We start from the raw sequence: 17,998 nt of genomic DNA, 5'->3' as shown, positions 1-17,998 counted from the left end.
GAATACGCGCTGGCGAAGGCGACGAGCATGATGAAGAGCGCGGGCCAGGTGAAGGAGATCGAGAAGTCGAAGAAGGAAGAGGAGAATATCAACAAAGAGATCGAGAACCTCAAGAAAAAGCTTAATAACGAGAAAAAGTAAGTAAAACTGGAAAAATAAAGAGTCCATAAAAAACGTGGGGGATGCTTGGAAAAAAGGGAGAGGATAAATGAGAAAATGTGCTAGCAAATCGTGGGTAGGCCTGTTTACCGCATTCTTGCTGTGTTATGCATGGACAGCGGGCACCGCATATGCCCAACAAAGTAAGGAAGACATCCTCAAAAAGATAAAAGAACTTGAGGAGAAAAAGAAATCCCTCACTGACCAAAGCCAGAAAAATGTAAGCGCAAAAAAAGAAAAAGGAAGCATTGAAGAAATCATCAAACGGTATGAAACCCTTCTTGAAAGCTGCACAAAAAAGAGCGATAGGTGTGCGGACGTTCTTTTTACCCTGGCGCAGCTGTACTACGACGAAGCGCGCGATAAATATATCAAGGCCCGCGAAGATTATGGCGACGCGATGAAAAAATGGGAGGATAACGGCTCAAAGGGTCCCGAACCGACAAACCCAATCCCCAATTATACCAAGCCCATGAAGATGTACCTGCGCCTCGTGAAGGAATATTCCGATTTCCGCACCATCGACGAGGCATATTTCCAGATGGGAAACATCTACCTTGTCATGGGCGACCTTGACAGCGCCGCATGGGCAATGGAATTGGTTGTCAAGGCAAACCCGAATGGCTGCCGCGCGGCGCAGGCCCATTTCCGGCTTTCGGACTTCGCCTATATGCAGCGCGATTTCCCCAAGGCGCTCAAACATCTTGAGCTCTGTAAACCGCCCGAATGCCTCTCTCCCGACAACCTCGGCATGGTGCAATACCGCAAGGGCGAAATCAACTATAACATGGGAGAGTTCGACAAGTCCGTGCAGTTGTTTTTTGAATACATTGAGAAATGCGATAAGGGAGAATATCCCAAGCAGGAATTCCGCCAGGAAGCCATGGAATACATGGCGATCGCCTTTTCCGACATGCCCAATGGATCCGAAGAAGCCGCAAAGTTTTTCAGGCGGATCGGCAGCAAGCCGTACGAAGACTATGTCATTTATACCATCGGCATGAAAAACAGGGTGCATGGTCAAACCGACGATGCAATCAAGTCGCTTCAGAACGCGCTCCAACGATTTCCTTATTATAAGGATGCTCCCATCGCCCAGCAGATGCTGGTGGAATGCTATATAATAAAGAAGGATTATGAGAAAGCCAACGCGGCGCGCGAAAAGCTCGTTGATAATTATGACGAGAAAAGTCAATGGTATTCGAAGAACACGACCCAGAAGGCGGTTATTGATCAATCGAGAAATGAAGTGCGGAAGGCGCTTGCCGCCATCCCTCTTTATTACCATGGTATCGCCCAGAAGAATAAAGATAAGGCAATGTACGAGAAAGCCCTTGCCCGGTACAACGAATTTGCCAAGAAATTTCCCGAAGACAAGTGGCACAACTACGAATTCAAATACTACATGGCCGAAATTTACAATACGCTCGGCGATTATCTGAAATCGGCTGAAAACTTCGACTACGTTGCAATGGCCGACCTTTCCACGTTTGGTCCTTATAAAGAGGAAGTCGACACGCTCGGGATGGACCAGACTGAAATTGAAAAGCAGAAAAAGGAAGAAAAGACCGGGCCCATATCCATTTCTCAGGAAGACGCTGCCTACAATGCGGTCGTTGCGCTTATGAACGCGAGAAAAAAAGCAATGGCCCGCGACGGCCTGACCGACGAGACCGCAATGACCCTGAACGAAACCAAGCTGCTGCTTGACTATATCCATCGGTATCAGGTAAAGTTCGCCAAGAGCGCGAATGCCGCGGAAATCACCTATATCGGCGCGGACGTTTATTATGCCGCGAAGATGTACGACAACGCCAGTAAAGATTACAAGTTCATTATCGACACCTATCCGGACTCGAAATTCGCCGCCAAGTCAATGCGCATGATCGCAAACTGCTATGTGAGCACTGGTGAATTCGACCTGGCCATGGCAAAGTACAAAGACCTCTTGAAAAAGACCGCGCAGAACACGCCTGAATACGCCGAAATCATCGAGCTGGCTGCCGGCGCCATGTTCAAGAAGGCAGAGTCCATGAAAAAGGCCAATAATGTCATGGGTGCGGCGGATGCGTTCAAGGCCATCGCCACCGATTATCCCAAGAGCAAGGTCGCGGCCCGCGGGTGGCTTGAGGCCGCGATATGCTACGAAGCCACGAACAACTTCGAACTGGCGGCCTCCACCCTGCAGGACCTTGCCGCCAAGTTCCCATCATCGGAACTACGGGAGAACGCGTTTCTCCGAGCGGCCGATGATTTTAAAAAGATAGAAAAATGGGCCAATGCGGCCAACGTGTATCAAACGGCCGCTCTTACCATCACAAAGCCCGATTATGCCATTCCCAGCCTTTCGTACGCCGCCGAAGCCTATTCAAAGGTGAATGATTACGATAATGCCGGAAAGATGTTCGAGCTTGCCTACGAGCGCTATCCCAAGGACGCGAAAACCCCGCTGGCGCTCTACAACGCAGGACTTATTTACGAAAAGGGAAAGCTTTACGAAAAAGCAATCAGGGCGTACATGGTTCTGACGCAGAATTTCCCCGCCTCCGAATATTCGGCCGAGGCTTTCTTCTCCGTTGGCCTCTGCTACGAGAAAATGGGGAAAAACGTGGACATGGCGGCCGTGTTCACCGATTTCGCGAGGAAATACGAAGGCGACAAATACAAGCAGGTTGAGGCTCTTGTAAAGGCCGGGAACGCCTACTTCAACCTCGGCGATTTCAAGGAAGCGCAGAAGGACTACCTGCTTGCCAATGAAGTATATGAGAAAAACAAGGGACATGCAGATATGCCCGTGGAAGCTGTCGCCGAATCGTATTTCAAACAGGGTGAAATTTTGTATAAGGCATTTACCGATATCAGCCTCAAAGGAAACAAACAGCAGGTTCAGGCCAACCTGAAGCTCAAGGAAGAAGCCCTGAAGAATGCGGCCGGTCCTTATGCCAAGTCAATTGAGCTCGGCGTTGAGGAATGGACCTTGCGTTCCACATATAAAATCGGCATGGGTTTTGTCGATTTTGCAGATGCCATTGAAGACCAGTCGATCGAAGGCTCGACCGAGCAGAAGATCGGGGCAAAGATAAAAATCCTGCAGGGCCTTCAAAAATATTATGAGAGTGCGCTCAAATATTTCCAGAAGAACATAGAGTGGGCCTATGATCAAAATATCACCGGCGAATATGTGACCAAATCCATGGACATGTTCATGAAAGTCCTTTTTCTCAGGGCAAACACCCTCGAAAAGGTCGGCATCATCATTAAAACTTCACCGGTACCGAAAGACCTTTCCAAAGAGGACAAACAGTCGTACATGGAGGTGCTGGAGGAGAAGGCGCTCGAGTTCATGGACAAGGCGTTGCCGCTTTACGAACAGGCCATAAACATCGCCGCGGACATGGGGATCGCGGAGAGCCCGTGGATTGCAAAGATCAAGGAACGGATAACGGAAATCAATCCTTCATCCGAGGCACTTAAGAAGACCATAACGCCGCGCCAGCCCAAGGCACCGCCTCCTGAGCAGGAAAAACCGGTTACGAAAAAGACCGAGGCGGGCGAAAAGACAGTGCTGGCGCCGACGACTTCCGAGGCTCAGGCTCCGGCAAAGAAAGTATATCGCGACGAGCAGTATCAGAGAAACATGAAGAGAATACAGAACATCGTGCAAATGGAAATTCCTCTTGAAGATAAAATTAAACAGCTGAAACGGATCGAGATAGAGGCGCAGAGGAGCCAGCAGGAGGAAGAGGACAAAATACAGGAACTCAAAAAGCAGTAGTGCATGAATCTTCAGCGGGAAAAGAAAGGAGTGAAAAAAGCGAGCGGTTTTTATTGATATACTTTGATTATTACAAATTTAACATTATTTTATTTATATCACTTTAATGGAAGGGGTTCAACCTATGCAAATGTTCAATTTCTTGTTGCTGGGCTTTCAGTCTTCGGCCAGTTTGGTTATGTGGCTCATTCTGGTTCTTTTCTTTGCGGCTCTCGGCCTGTTCCTCGAACGCTTCTGGTATCTCTTCCTCAAATGCGATATGGGAAGCGCCGCGTTCATGAAGGGCATTTCCAATTACCTGAAGGCCGGTGATTATGACCGCGCTATCAAGTATGCCCTCACGATGAAGTCGCCTCTTGCAAAGGGCGTGCTCACCGTTCTCCAGAACCGCACCAAAGGGCCCAAGGTCATCAGAAAAGCTGTTGACGAACTGTTTCTTACGGAAGGACCCAAAATCAAGAGAAACGTGTTTCTTCTGAATACCTTTGCCAACCTTGCAACGCTTACCGGTCTTACCGGAACCATTTATGGCACGATGGAGTGCTTTGACGCCATCGCGAACGCTCCCGCAGCGCAAAGAGCACAGCAGCTGGCTTCCGGTATCAGTATCACCATGTCGGCAACGCTCATGGGGCTGCTTTGCGCGGTTCCGTGCATTCTTGCGCATGGTATCTTGAGCGGCAAGGCGGACAAGGTCATTGAAGACATGGATGAAAAGATCACAAAGCTGAGCAACGCTGTTGAGGAATAAAGAAAACAGGTTTTTCCGTTAACGGTGATGTAACGTTTACGGTTAATTAAACGTTATTATAGTGCGAAGAAGCTTTAATTGTATTTTCCAGCGCCGGGTAACGGGAAAAGTATTTAATCCACATTTAAAACAGGATAAAGTACAATGGCAAAAAGACCATCAAAAATGACGGACGACGGTGGCGGTCACGATTTAGCCATCGATTTAAAACCGTTTATTAATTTCTTAATAGTGCTTGTCCCGGTGCTCATGCTTTCAGCGGAATTTGCCAAGATTTCCATTATCAATTTAAAGCTGCCTGAAGGCCGCGGGTCCAGCCCGTCCATCAAGCAGACCGTGGCTCCGGAGCAGACGGATGCAGATAAGCTTCTGCTTACCATGATCATCACCGACTCCGTTGTTACCCTCGGCGCAAAAGGCGGTTTTCTGCCCAGCATGTTTTACCGGGAATTTCACAAATACGTTTCGCGCGAGGACCGCACCGTGGAAGTTTCCGTAGAATATGACCCGTCAAATCCCAAGAAAGAAGTGAAGAACCCGAAAACAGGCAAACCGTTCCTCATTAACGAACGACAGGAGATCATGCTGTACGTTACCGATGAGAACCGGAATATTGTCAATTGCCTGTACACCAAAAACGGGGAAATGCTTACCGACGGCGCCGGCAATCCGTTGAAGGCGGCCAAGGTGGGCGACACGGTTTACATCCTTACGAATCCTCGCCGCATGGTGGTGGTGACGGCCCCTGACCAGTACACGTTGCACCCGCTGTCTGCCTACGATGAGATGAAAAACAGGCTCATGAAAATCAAACAGCGGTATTCCGACGTCAGCGACGCGAATGATATTATTTTGGCCGCGGAAAACCAGGTCGCCTACGACAAAATAGTCCAGCTCATGGATGTGGCGCGGGCGGCGGAGTTTCCCAACATTGCGATTTCAAAATTAAGGAGTTAATATGGCCATCCAGCGGGGAAGAAACAAATACACGACGCCGAAATCGACGGGGTTGATTGTAACCTCCCTGATCGACTTTTTTTCCATCGTCGTTATTTATCTCATGAAAAGTTATTCATCCGAGGGAAGCATTCTCACCAATGCAGATAATCTTGTGCTTCCCAACTCGGTTGCCGTTACAAAACCCAAGGAGATATTTCTCCAGGTGGCGGCAACGAACGACATGATCCTTGTTGACAACGTTCCAATAGTGCCGACCGAAGACGTGAGAAGAATTCCTCAGGAAAATCCTGACCCTATCGTGGCGAAGCTCGAGGAAAAATTGAACGCCTCCTATGCTCAGGAGCAACAGATGGTGAAGCTGGGGGCGCTTAATAAAATCCAGGGGAACGTGATCATTCAAATGGATAAAAACGTGGAATTTGATGTGTTATTCAAAATCATGAATACCTGCGGCAAAGTGGGTTACAATAACATGAATTTCGCAGTTATGGAAAGGGAGCAGTAGCTGTGAAGTACAAAGTATTAATCAAAAAATGCACAGATATCCAACGTGCCGAAAGAATCGCCGAGGAAGTAGCCCGGTGGTCAGGCACGACAGCGGATGTGGTACGGGGCGTTATTACGCAGAAACCAGTATGCATCCGAAAAGAAGCTGAGGAAAACGAGGCGATGCGTCTCAAGCAGCAGTTTGAGGCCATTGGCGCCGAAATCGAGCTGGTGGCTTTGGGTGCGCCGGTTGCTCCTGCGGCCGCCGCTGCCGAAGAAGGCGAGGAAGTCTACGGCCGCACGCTCACCGATCCTGAATATGCGCAGGTGCTCGGCAAGCGGCCCGATATTTTCCATATCGAACGGGATGCCAAGCTAAGGAACCTTCTTATTGTTTGCATGATCCTTGGCCTTGTCACGGGCGTGTGGATGAGCACCGTTAAGGTAGTTCAGGTCGCCACCGACTTCTTCGAGAAGATCCCTGAGGAGCGCGTCGCCAAGTTCGTGAAGGGCGATGTCGATGCGACCCTTGAGGACCAGAAAAAGAAAAAAGAAGAAGAAGAAAAAATGAAGAAAGAAGAGGAGAAAAAGCTGGAGAGCGATAAGAAAACGCTCAAGAAAGAATCTGATAAAAAGGGCGCCGGCGGTAAATTCGGCGGCGGCGGCGATCCTCGCGCGCGCGTGACCCAGAAGGGCGTTCTCGGAATCATTTCCGGAAAAATCACCGGCAAGGCCGTTGCCAGCGCCGATATCTTTGGCAAAGGCGGTTTTGCCACGGGAATTGACGGAATCTTATCCGGATTGGGCGGGTTGAAGGCCGGCGGCTCAGGCGGCGTCGGCAGAAAGGGCGCTGCGGGAATCGGATTCGGCGCCGGTTATGGGAGCGGCTTCGGCGGCGGCAGCGGGTTCTCGGGCGTTGATGACCTTATCGGCGGGCTCCTCGGCGGTGAAGGCGAAAGCAGCCTATCCCTTAAGAAGCGCGGCAGCCTTACCGTGTCCGAGCCCAAATTCGTGAAGGGCGGCGCATTGACAGGCGGCAGAAGTAGGGCGAGCATCATGCGCGTGGTCATGCAGAACCTTGCCGCGCTGCGGTATGCGTACAACAAGCGCCTGCGTGAAAAACCGGGTCTCAAGGGCAAGATCACCTGCAAATTCGCCATCGACGAATTCGGGAAGGTCATTTTCTGCCAGGTGCTCGAATCCACCATGAGCGATCCGCAGCTTGAGCAGGAAGTTGTCGACAAGATCAAACGGTGGGTCTTTGAGAAAATCGACAAGCCCGGTGACATTACCGAGGTCGAGTATCCGTTCGCGTTCTCGCAGTAGGGTCTTGACAGTAAAAATCCGGAAGCATATAATAAAGCCGTAGCCTTTTTTCTGCCGTAGCCCTTTTTCTATGGAGGATATGATATGAAGAAATTCATGTGTGCGGTGCTCCTTGCGGGGTTCTTTGTCAGCAGTTATGCAACTGACGCGAGAGTGCTCACCATGGGCGGGAACGATAATTTTTTCATGGATGACGTGAGCATTTTCCGGAATCCGGCCAATATCAATTATTATCCAAATATGATAATTGGTTCGCTCGGCGTGTATCTTCCCGACAGCACGGACACCGGCGCGCTCGCCGCACTTCGCCTTAATAACAAGGAGCCGCAAAAACCCTATGGCGGCACCATTCTTTCGTATTCGCTCAACCAATCTTCCGAATCCGGAAACCAGTATCCGCTGCTTTCTTTTGGTCTTATCTTGAACCGATATGATCCATTGCTTAATTATCTTGACCCGGGTTCCAGCGATTTCCAAATGGCTTTCGGCACCAACAGGCGTGATTTGGTTGCGCCGGTGGGAAAAATAGACCTCATGTTGGGATATGCGCTGCAAAATGGGGCAATGATCGGGGTGGGAACTTATCTGGCTTTTCAAAGACAAAACATAAATGACACCAATTACGAAACCAGCGTCTACAAAGCAAACGTGGGGATTAACTGGCCCATAGCAAAATCGATGAATCTTGAGGTTTCATTCGATTTTGCTTCACTTACCGGAATAGGAACAATAGCCCGCCAGACAGGAACGAATAGTCCTCTCGTCGACACCAACGAAAACATCGCGAAAAATGATTTGTACTTTAAAGGGGATATTCGTCTTTTTTCCGCGCTCACCGCGCTTAATGGAGATTTTGTCCCCCATCTTTCCATTGAAAGGATTGGGCTTGAGGGATTTTCCCAAATGAATTATTCGCTGGGCCTTGGCGTCAACATCAATATCGACAAAGGCTTTTTCTGGACGGGGATTGAAGGACTTGTTGAAGAAAAAAATTATTCAAAAGTTAATGGATATGTAAAAGACTCCATGCCCACAGGTATCGGTGGCCGCATAGGCGCCGGCCTTGAAAGAAACGTCGTATGGGACTGGCTCGTATTAAGAATCGGCGTTAATAAGAAATTGCTTTATGTCTCAGACGGCGGTGAAAACGGGCACTGGGAGCAGAACCCGGAGGCCGACGGCTCGGACGACGATTTCGCGGCCGTTGGGGTGGGCGTCAATATTGAAAACCGTTTCAGGATAGATGGTGTGCTTGCCGAAAATATCTTTTACACGTGGACAAACCTGATAAGCGCGCCGCAGCACCACGTCATGGACAGAATCACGCTTACGTACAGCTTCTGAAGCTGGCGTCGGCGTTGCTTGTTTCTTCATTAGCAAAAAGCGGATGATAGCGATGCTATCATCCGCTTTCTTATTTTACAACTATGGCAGAACAAAACCTCCGGTTCAGGCTCTTGTCATTTCTTCTCCTGTTTCTGTTCGGCGGCGCTATCGTCGGCGAAACCGTGAGCCTTTCGATGGCCGTGACCGTTGCCGGGGCGGCCGTCCTCGGTAAACTTTTTTTCATCAACGGCATGCTGCTTTTTTTTCTGCCCGCGCTGTTTTTCAGCAACATCGACCGCGTCAACCGGGGAAAACTGCTCTCCGCCCAGCTGCTTGCTGTCGCGGGGATCCTTTTCTGCTATTGCGTGCTTTTTATTGTGGTCGGGAAGGAAAACCTAGAAGCGGTTTCCTTCTGGATACTCCTCATCTACCCGGTATCGTATCTCTCCAAGACAACCTTGTTTCTCACCTTCTGGACCATGGCAAACGACATCTACACCACCGACGAAGCGAAAAGAGGGTTCCCGAAAATCGCGGCCTGGGGATTTGTCGGCGGCTTGTGCGGTGCCTGCGGTGCGCGGCTGCTGCTGGTGGCGGTTGATGCGGAAATGATCATCGGTCTGTGGGCGGCAGCGTATTGCGTGGCATTCGTTCTGTCCAGAAAAATCACCGCGAGATACTGGATAAAATTCATTAAAAAAGAAGTCCCGATGAGAGAACAGGCAGAAGGAAAAGGCATTTTTGCCGGCATCCTGGGCGTTCTCTCGAACAGGTTGATACGGCTCATCGCCATTCTCTATTTTCTGGTATTTATTGCAATTTTTTTCCAAGACTACCTGTTCTGGAAAAAAAGCGCGTTATGGTTTACCACGTCGAATTCACTCGCTTCATTTCAATTCACCTTTTATTTGGTTTATTCCGTTGTCATCATCGGGGGGCTGCAGTTCGCCATGCCCGGCGTCATCGCCAAATGGGGCTTCACCAGGATTTTTTACCTTCTGCCCGTCACGCTTCTCCTCGGATCACTGGTGATGCTTGCCCTAAGCGTGCTCGGTGGATCCCGGATGGCGCTTTTTTCGGGGTTCATCATTTTTCAGTTCCTGCGGTATGTCGTTTTTGAAAATGCCTTTTCACCCGTATACCAGATGTTTTTTGCCGTGATTCCAAAGGAAAAACGCGGCCGGGCCAAAACGTTCCTCGACGGCATGGTCAAACCGTCCGCCATCATGCTCACCGGGCTGCTTCTCATGGCCGCAGAACCCAACGTTTCCGTCATTCTGCTGATGATTTCCCTTGCATCATGCGCCATGGTGTTCGCGGTTGCGATGATACGAAAGACGTATACCGAAGCGCTGATACCGCAACCGTCCGCTCGTCACATCCCCGATGAGATTATAGCAGAAATCGGTAGTCGCCATGACCAAAAAATATTATCTTTAATCAAAGAATATTCCTCCTCGAACGACGGCGATGTCCGCAGCTTGGCGGTCAAGATTCTCTCGCGTGAAGGATCCAAGCAGGCCTTTAAAATTCTCTGCAGCATCTATGATAACGAGCCGGGTCGCACCGTGAGAGAGATGATCGCCCGTTCCCTGGCATCGTTTTCCGGCAGCGGCGATGTGCAGCCGATGATTGAAAAAATGCTCAGGGACGAGAATCCAAGGGTGCGTGCGAACGCGTTGTTCTCGCTCAACGCTGTGGATGCCGACTGGAAGGGCCGGCTGTATTCCACGGTAAAGTCCATGTTCTTTGAAAGCAACCCTCGTGTACAGATCGAAGCGGCCGTTTATTTGTGGCAAACGGGCGACGACCCAGAGCGGGAGAATGTGCTCGCCTATCTCGGTTATTTGCTTTCGGTGAAGAACGCCAACCGGCGTTCGGCCGGTTTGTATCTCGTGGCCGCGCTGAAGCCCGAGGGATGGGAGGAGACCTTGCTCGCAAACCTGCAGTCTTCGTCGCTGCAGGTGTTTATCAAAAGCGTTGAAATCATTTTCTCCTCGGCATCAAAAAAAACACAGTGCGCCACCCTGCGCGTCGTTGAGGGTCTTTCGCGAAGGCACATCGCCGCGGCGGGGCGCGTGTTGCAACAACAGGGCGCGGCGGCCATCACCGCGATCACGGAATATCTGCGCGGTGCGGACACAAAACGGATGATTGTGGAGTGCATCCATGCCCTGCGCGTCGTCATCGAATCAAGTGCCGAAGGGCTCAAGGGGTATCCACTCTCCCCTGAAACAACGTCGGTTCTCTCGTCATGGGTCCTCAGGGAACTCGAACAAGTCTATCGGGACTGCGTCGCCTGGTCGCTGCTGCAAAAGAAGGACCGGGAGGCGCCCGGAAACGACGGGATGATTTTTCTCGAAGATGCGCTGCGGGAGCACCTTTCAAGAGTGTGCGAATGGGCGCTCGACGTCGCGACGCTGCTTGACCCGAAGGGCGTGATGGTGGCCGGGAGGCGGGACCTTGACGTCAGTGAAAGCACGCAGCGGTTCAACCTGATCGAGCTGCTCGATAATTTCGGCCCGCACCACATCACCATGCTGATAACCCCCATCCTTCGCAGGGACCCGTGGGAAAAGCTCGCGAAAACAGGGAAGGGGTTTTTCACCATCGAAGAGGGGGGCGAACCGGACATCGGCTATTTCGTGCGCTCGTCAAACCGATTGATAAGCATGTGCGCCTTGAATGTGCTCCGGAACATGGCTGATCGGGAGCGGCTCATCACCAAAGAAAAGGAAACGCTGGAAAAGATACGGAAGGATCACCACTCATATGCTGCGAAGGCCGCGGCACAGCTGCTTTCGCCGGAGGCAATGTCGAACACTATGACCATAGATGCTTTTGAATTGCTGGAGCGGGTCATGTCCCTAAAGAAAACGCCGCTGTTCGGCAATGTTCCCGCCGAAAAACTCATGGAACTGGCCGAAATAACCCAGCGGCTCTCCTATCAAAAAGGGACGCTCATCTCCCGGGAAGGAGAGCTTTCCGACCACCTCTACATCGTGGCCAAGGGAAGCTTAAAAATTGTTAAGGTAAAGAACAATGTAAAAAGTATTTTATCTATAGTGCGCAGGGGCGAGACCTACGGCGAGATCGGCCTGTTCAACCAGGCGCCGCGGTCGGCCTCGGCATTGGCCAACGAAGACTGCGAACTGTGGGTGATCCAGCGGAGTGCCCTTAAGAGAATTCTTTTGGATATGCCGGAAATCGCGTATAATCTCCTGGAAGTGTTCAGCGAGAAACTGCGCAAAAGCGGGGATGAGGTGGCCCTGCTCCATACGACGCTGTCAAACAGCATCAAGGAATAAATTTCTACGAAACGCATTACAAACATTAAAAAGCAGGAGGGTGTATGATGAGAAGACGCAGTGCGGTGTGGTTCGTTTGCATTGCCGTGGCATCGCTTTGCATGATAGGATGCGCGGGCGCTAATAAACCCAAGCAGGAATTCACCGTCTTGATCCGGATGATGCCGGCTCAACAGCGCTGGTTTGACCAAGAGCTCGTGGCGAAATTCAACAAGGAGAACAATTGCAAGATTTCCCTGGCCATTTTCCAGAACCAGCTCGACATCGAACGGTTCCTCAAGCTTGACGCGGGCAAGAAACAGCCGGAAATCGGACTGGTCAAAACGCCGTTCGAGGCGACGCGCGTGCTCGTTTACAAGGGCTACATGATGCCCCTGACCCAGATTGAGGATTCGATGCAGGTGATGCAGGACCTCGCCGAATACCACCAGCTCGCCACGGCGCTGGGGTACGTGGACGGGACCCCGTATTACATCCCCCGCAAGCTCGAGACCAGGATCCTGTTTTATCGTAAGTCAATGGTGCAGGACGCGGTGTCGAAATTTGAGAAATACAAGAAACAGATCAACGACGAATTGAAGAAGCAGAACAAGTACGGCCTTCCCAAGGGCTACACGCTCGAGGCGGATCCCGCGCAGTGGGACCTGTATGACCTTTATGTGGTGGGCTCCATCTGGGCCAAGGAAACATACAACGGCGTGAAAATGCCGCGCATCGCCCACCGCGGGGCGAAATATGAAGGCACCGCGCTCGATCTGGTCGACCGCGCGCTCCAACTGGGGGCGACCCACCAGGACATCCTTGGCCTGGGCGACAAGACCGTCCAGACGTTCCTGTGGGAAAACGTGTTTGTCCGCAACGGGCTTTACAATCCGGGAATGTGGCTCGACCCGTGGCGCGGCTCCGACCTCTACAACGGCATCAAGGACGGCAAGGTGTTCTGCACCTACCTCCAGCAGATCGACTGCTTCAACGTGCACGGCTGGGCCGACGATCCCGGCATGCCCACCTATTTGCCTGATGTCAAGGACATGGGGCTCTGCGTGGTCCCCAAGGCCGTGTCGTTCGACCTGAACGCACAGGGCCTCCCGGCCTACGAGGGAACCCGTTCGATTTCCACCGGCGGATGGTGGTGGGGGATTCCCAAGACGAGCCCTAACGCGAAGCTCGCCTACAAATTCGCCCGTTTCGTCACCAGCAGGGAAAACCATGCCAAGGAATGCTCGAAATTCGGCATGATCCCGGTGAGGAAGGACCTTCTGATCAATCTGCCCGACGTGTTCGACGAAGGGTGGGTCGGCGAGATTTTCAAGACATCGGTGGAGCAGGTGAACGACAACCAGCTCACCACGGTGCCTCTTGTCAAGGGATATCCCCAGGTCGCGCAGAACCTGGTCGATGCCTGGTACACGCTGTGCGCCGGGTATAACGAGAAAAAAGACGGGAAAATGGACGCTGATGTCATGAAGCAGAAACTCCACAAGGATTTTCTGCAGAAGCAGAAGGATATTCTGGGAGCCGATTTTCCAAAATAACCGTGCCGGCGAATGAATGGAACGTGGCTAAAAGGAAAAAGTGCACGGATCCTCGAGTTGTGGCCGCTGCTTCCGGCAGCGGCCTACCTTGTGGGTTTTCTCATCATTGTTGGAACATACCTGATCGGGTTGAGTTTGTCGTTCGAAAAAAGCGGCGCGCTGGTGTTCCCGTCGGTAGGCACCTTCGCGTCGGTTTTTACCAGGCCCGATTTCAGCCGCGCCCTTCTTGACACAACTCTTTTTGTTCTCGTGGGAACGCCGCTCGAACTTGCGGCCGGATTTTTCCTCGCGCTCATCCTGTACCAAAGTTTCAGGTTCAGGAATTTCATCAGGAGCCTGTTTTTAATCCCCCTGGCGATTCCCGCGCTCGTCACCGCAACGCTGCTGTTCATCCTTTTCGACTATCCGGGCGGACACGTCAACCATTTCCTTTTGGGCCACTATGGCATCGTTCCGTCCCTGCTGAGCGTTCCGGTGAACTGGCGCGGCTCCGAGGCTTTAGCGCTCGGCATATCGATGCTTGGAAAGGTATGGCGGGACATGCCGATTTCCATGCTCATCCTGCTCTCGGGCCTCAATGCCATCGATCCCGAGCTGTTCGACGCGGCAAGGGCCATGGGCGCCGGTTTACGGAGAAGAATCTGGCACGTGGTGCTGCCGCTCATGATACCGTCAATCTCGGCGGTCGTGCTTCTCCGCTCGATCGAGATGTGGAAGGAATTCATCTTTCCCTTTATCCTTGCCGGCAAATACAACTTGCTCGGCACGCTCATCGAATCATTGTATAATGACTGGGGGAACTCCTATGGCGCGGCGGCCGTCGCGATTGTCATGGTGCTTTGCATCGTCATCACCACGGTGCTGTTCCTGTCGGTCATGGAATTGATAAAAAGAAACCTGGTAAGAAGCTAGGGTGATCCGTGAAGAACCGTATTGCAGCAAAAGAAACCTTTAAGAAGGTCCTGTGGGCCGCGAGCATCGCGTTTGCGCTCCTGCTCATTGCCGGACCTTTGTATCTGCTGTTTAAATATTCCATCAGCGACAGCGCGAGCATCAACACCGGCGGCGCGCCCATCCCTTTGTGGCCGTATCATCCCACTTTCAGGAATTTCATTTACCTTTTTTCCGACCGGCATTTTTACGGCGTGCTCATGAACAGCGTCATCATCGCGGTTTCCACCGTTGGGCTTTCGCTGCTGCTCGGGGTGCCGGCCGCGTACGTCCTCGGCCGTTTCAGGGTGCCGGGCATGAGGCTTTTACTGCTGGGGCTTATTTCCGTAAGGCTTTTCCCGGACATCGCCTCGGTGATTCCCGTCGCGGAATTTTTCATCAAGCTCAGGCTGCAGAACACCTATACTTCCGTCATCCTGGCGCACACGCTTCTGGCCCTGCCCTACGTGATTTTCATCGGCATGAGCGCCTTTGAAACCATCCCCAACGACCTTGAACAGCAGGCGCGGGTGATGGGGGCGAACGGGTTTTCCATTTTTTTCAGGGTGCTTTTTCCGCTCTCCTTTCCAGGACTCGCCGCCGCCGCCATTTACACATTCCTGCTGTCATGGGATGAATTCATCTTTGCCTATTTTCTTTTGGGGCTTGGAAAGATATCAACCATGACGCTTTTTCTGAAACAGAAACTCGCGTATTCGCCGCCGCAGAACCTGCTTGCGGCGATTTCGGTTCTGCTGAGCCTTCCGGTCATCGTGTTTTCCCTGATGCTGCAGAAATACATGACGGCGGGCATCACCACCGGCTCGGTGAAATAGGTGCCTCATGGCTGAAGTACTGTTAAAAGACATTTCAAAGCGGATGGGCGCGACCCAGATAATCAAGGGGCTGAGCCTCGAAATCAAAAACGGGGAGTTCGTGACCCTGCTCGGCCCCTCGGGGTGCGGCAAGACCACACTCCTGCGCATGATCGCCGGCCTGGAGACGATTGACAAAGGGGATCTTATCATCGACGGCAGGCGGTACAACGACGTTCCCGCCCAGCACCGCAGGCTTGCCATGGTGTTCCAGAGTTACGCGCTGTTCCCGCACATGACGGTCAAAAAGAACATCCGCTTCGGTCTCACCATCAACAATACGCCCGCGGCTGAAATCGAGAAGAAACTGGCGTGGGCGCTCGACCTGTTCAGCCTCAAGGGCCTCGAAGACCGCCTGCCCAAGGAAATTTCGGGGGGGCAGCGGCAGCGGGTCGCGCTCGCCCGCGCGCTGGTGCTCGATCCCGACGTCCTGCTCCTTGACGAACCGCTCAGCAACCTCGACGCCGCGCTGCGCGAGCAGGCGATGGAGGAGCTCAAGCGGATCCATCACCAGGTGGGCAAGACCATCATCTATGTGACGCACAACCAGGTTGAGGCAATGAGCATGAGCGAGCGCATCGCGGTGCTCAGCGCAGAGGGCCTTGAGCAGTATGACACGCCGCGCATGGTGTATGACGCGCCCGCCACGGTATTTTCCGCTTCGTTCATCGGCAGCCCGGCAATGAACTTTTTCAACGGCACGGTCGCGTTAAAAGGGGACGATGCCGGCGTTGACACGCCGCTGGGCTTCATCAAGCTCGACAAGGAGCGGTTTACGAGGGCCCAGGCCATGGCCGGGAAATCCGTGAAGGTGGGGGTGCGGCCGCAGAACATCAAGTATGCCGAGCATCATGAAGCAAAGCGGTATTCGGACACCACGGTTGACGTTGCCGTCGAGCTTGTGGAAACGCTGGGCGACCGCAGCCTGGTGGTCTCCCACGCCGAAGGCGGCACTATGCTCCGGTTCCTTGTGACTCGCGACGTCGCGCTTTCGCCCCAGGAGCGGGCCGAGGTTTTTCTTGACGGCAGAAGAGTGCACTTGTTTGATCCCCTTTCCAATACGAACCTGTTCTATCCATCGTAACGAGAGCCGCCTATGATTCGGAATGCGGGGAGCTCCCGGCTTTTTATTTTCACCCTTGTAACGGCGGGGCTGCTGCTCGCCGGATGCGGGGGCGGGGAACCCGACGGCAGCATAAGAAAAAAATTCGATGCGGTGGTCGCCAGCGATTTCAAGACCATTGTGGGCGACCTTCCCAAGGAGAGCCTGAGCGATTCGATGTTCTTCCGCATCGTCGAGTACAAGTCGTTCGATAAAGGCATGTACAGCGTTCTTGCCGTGGTTGATTATTACTATCTCAAGGACGTCCACGTGAAGCGTACCGTGAAATACCGGTATGTAAAGGCCGCCAGAAAATGGGAGCGCTTTGCCAATGAGTACCGGTTTTTCCAGGATTCCGCGCGAGCGCACTGACCCCCTGCGTCTTCCGGCGCTCTGGGTGCTGGCCGTGTTCGTTTCCCTGTGCGGCGCCGCCCCGCAGCTCCCCCCGGAAATGCACGAACTCGCGATCAATAGCATCGATTTCGTGTACAAGGAAAAATTCAAGCTCGCCGAGGACGAGGCCAAGAAAATAATCAGAAAATATCCGGACCATCCGGCGGGATACTTCTTCTACGCCGCGGCGCTGGAATTGTGGATGGACTATTACGAGACCGACAAGCGCGAGGTGGAATTCTACAAATATTGTGATTTGGCGATCGAACAGGCGGAAAAGCTCATTGCGCGGGGCGGCGTTGACAAGGACTGGGCGTTGTTTTTCATGGGCGGTGCCGACGGCATCAAGGGCACCTATGAATCGCGTTATGAAAAATGGATCACCTCGTTCAGGCACGGCTGGAAAGGGGTGTCCAACCTGCAGCAATTGTATAAAAGGAACCCCAATATAAAAGACGTTCTCTATGGAATCGGCCTGTACGACTACTGGCGGAGCGCGCTCACAAAAATCCTGTGGTGGATGCCGGGCATCGAGAACAGATGCCAGCAGGGCATCAATGAATTGTACGACGCGAAAAAAAACGGGATGTACACCTGCATTTCCGCGGGCGTGAACCTGATCGACATTCTCTGCAACGAGGCGCGCTACAAGGAGGCCCTGGCGCTCGCCGACGAGCTGCTCGAAAAATATCCCTTCACGCTGAAATTCTTCTGGGGCAGGGGAGCGGCGCTGTACGGCAGCGGCCGGTACAATGAGGCCGAGGGCGTATACCGCTACATCCTGATCAGGGTCGAGGCTGAGCCGTTCGACAACCACTACAACGCGGTCGTATGCCATTACTGGCTCGCCAAGATTTATTATAAAACCCGACAATACACGGAGAGCATCGCCGAATGCAACAGGATGCTGTATTACACTCCGGACGTGGACACAAAACGGCGGCTCGCAAAATATTATTCCGAAGCCGCAAGGATCCGGGCGCAGGCGCATAGCGAGAGCGTGAAAAGCGGGGGTGCGAAAGATGCAACGGGGAAATGAAAAGTTGATCGTTAGAAGTTGAAAGCGCCCTGC

Annotated in this window: 13 protein-coding genes; all 13 read left to right on the top strand. The window is 52.5% G+C overall.

All coding sequences use genetic code 11. The features are described from left to right. Window positions 1-208: 208 nt before the first annotated feature. A complete protein-coding gene (locus VLX68_14550; protein ID HUI93464.1) occupies window positions 209-3,934 on the top strand; it encodes a tetratricopeptide repeat protein in 3,726 nt (1,241 codons plus the stop codon). A gap of 124 nt (window positions 3,935-4,058) precedes the next feature. Continuing rightward, entirely contained in the window at window positions 4,059-4,685 is a 627-nt protein-coding gene (locus VLX68_14545; GenBank protein ID HUI93463.1) for a MotA/TolQ/ExbB proton channel family protein, read from the top strand. A gap of 144 nt (window positions 4,686-4,829) precedes the next feature. Next, the gene (locus tag VLX68_14540) at window positions 4,830-5,642 is read left to right on the top strand and encodes a hypothetical protein (protein ID HUI93462.1); all 813 of its coding nucleotides are present in this window, start codon (window positions 4,830-4,832) and stop codon (window positions 5,640-5,642) included. Window position 5,643: 1 nt separating this feature from the next. Then, window positions 5,644-6,150, top strand: coding sequence for a biopolymer transporter ExbD (locus VLX68_14535; GenBank protein ID HUI93461.1), 507 nt, complete (start codon window positions 5,644-5,646; stop codon window positions 6,148-6,150). Between the two features lie 164 nt (window positions 6,151-6,314). Next, window positions 6,315-7,457 carry an AgmX/PglI C-terminal domain-containing protein gene (locus tag VLX68_14530; GenBank protein HUI93460.1) on the top strand — a complete coding sequence of 381 codons (1,143 nt, stop codon included), beginning with the start codon at window positions 6,315-6,317 and terminating at the stop codon, window positions 7,455-7,457. An 84-nt stretch (window positions 7,458-7,541) separates the two neighbouring features. Next, window positions 7,542-8,801 carry a hypothetical protein gene (locus VLX68_14525; GenBank protein ID HUI93459.1) on the top strand — a complete coding sequence of 420 codons (1,260 nt, stop codon included), beginning with the start codon at window positions 7,542-7,544 and terminating at the stop codon, window positions 8,799-8,801. An 83-nt stretch (window positions 8,802-8,884) separates the two neighbouring features. Further along, the gene (locus VLX68_14520) at window positions 8,885-12,091 is read left to right on the top strand and encodes a cyclic nucleotide-binding domain-containing protein (protein HUI93458.1); all 3,207 of its coding nucleotides are present in this window, start codon (window positions 8,885-8,887) and stop codon (window positions 12,089-12,091) included. Window positions 12,092-12,135: 44 nt separating this feature from the next. After that, window positions 12,136-13,626 carry an extracellular solute-binding protein gene (locus tag VLX68_14515; GenBank protein HUI93457.1) on the top strand — a complete coding sequence of 497 codons (1,491 nt, stop codon included), beginning with the start codon at window positions 12,136-12,138 and terminating at the stop codon, window positions 13,624-13,626. Between the two features lie 12 nt (window positions 13,627-13,638). Further along, the gene (locus tag VLX68_14510) at window positions 13,639-14,538 is read left to right on the top strand and encodes a sugar ABC transporter permease (protein HUI93456.1); all 900 of its coding nucleotides are present in this window, start codon (window positions 13,639-13,641) and stop codon (window positions 14,536-14,538) included. Between the two features lie 8 nt (window positions 14,539-14,546). Next, window positions 14,547-15,392, top strand: coding sequence for a carbohydrate ABC transporter permease (locus VLX68_14505; GenBank protein ID HUI93455.1), 846 nt, complete (start codon window positions 14,547-14,549; stop codon window positions 15,390-15,392). Window positions 15,393-15,399: 7 nt separating this feature from the next. Further along, entirely contained in the window at window positions 15,400-16,515 is a 1,116-nt protein-coding gene (locus VLX68_14500; GenBank protein HUI93454.1) for an ABC transporter ATP-binding protein, read from the top strand. 12 nt (window positions 16,516-16,527) lie between these two features. Further along, on the top strand, window positions 16,528-16,905 hold the full coding sequence (locus VLX68_14495) for a hypothetical protein (protein ID HUI93453.1): 378 nt from the start codon (window positions 16,528-16,530) through the stop codon (window positions 16,903-16,905). Next, entirely contained in the window at window positions 16,865-17,965 is a 1,101-nt protein-coding gene (locus VLX68_14490; GenBank protein ID HUI93452.1) for a tetratricopeptide repeat protein, read from the top strand. The genes VLX68_14495 and VLX68_14490 overlap by 41 nt, the downstream gene beginning before the upstream one ends. Window positions 17,966-17,998 lie beyond the last annotated feature (33 nt).

Source organism: Chitinivibrionales bacterium (genome assembly GCA_035516255.1).
Classification (GTDB): Bacteria; Fibrobacterota; Chitinivibrionia; order Chitinivibrionales; family FEN-1185; genus FEN-1185.
This window is presented reverse-complemented; position numbering and strand designations above follow the sequence as displayed.

Excerpts from the sequence above, each read along its gene's own strand:
- VLX68_14530 (HUI93460.1), top strand. The coding sequence starts at position 6,315 with ATGCGTCTCAAGCAGCAGTTTGAGGCCATTGGCGCCGAAATCGAGCTG.
- VLX68_14495 (HUI93453.1), top strand. The coding sequence starts at position 16,528 with ATGATTCGGAATGCGGGGAGCTCCCGGCTTTTTATTTTCACCCTTGTA.
- VLX68_14545 (HUI93463.1), top strand. The coding sequence starts at position 4,059 with ATGCAAATGTTCAATTTCTTGTTGCTGGGCTTTCAGTCTTCGGCCAGT.
- VLX68_14550 (HUI93464.1), top strand. The coding sequence starts at position 209 with ATGAGAAAATGTGCTAGCAAATCGTGGGTAGGCCTGTTTACCGCATTC.
- VLX68_14520 (HUI93458.1), top strand. The coding sequence starts at position 8,885 with ATGGCAGAACAAAACCTCCGGTTCAGGCTCTTGTCATTTCTTCTCCTG.
- VLX68_14525 (HUI93459.1), top strand. The coding sequence starts at position 7,542 with ATGAAGAAATTCATGTGTGCGGTGCTCCTTGCGGGGTTCTTTGTCAGC.
- VLX68_14500 (HUI93454.1), top strand. The coding sequence starts at position 15,400 with ATGGCTGAAGTACTGTTAAAAGACATTTCAAAGCGGATGGGCGCGACC.
- VLX68_14510 (HUI93456.1), top strand. The coding sequence starts at position 13,639 with ATGAATGGAACGTGGCTAAAAGGAAAAAGTGCACGGATCCTCGAGTTG.
- VLX68_14515 (HUI93457.1), top strand. The coding sequence starts at position 12,136 with ATGATGAGAAGACGCAGTGCGGTGTGGTTCGTTTGCATTGCCGTGGCA.
- VLX68_14540 (HUI93462.1), top strand. The coding sequence starts at position 4,830 with ATGGCAAAAAGACCATCAAAAATGACGGACGACGGTGGCGGTCACGAT.
- VLX68_14535 (HUI93461.1), top strand. The coding sequence starts at position 5,644 with ATGGCCATCCAGCGGGGAAGAAACAAATACACGACGCCGAAATCGACG.
- VLX68_14490 (HUI93452.1), top strand. The coding sequence starts at position 16,865 with ATGAGTACCGGTTTTTCCAGGATTCCGCGCGAGCGCACTGACCCCCTG.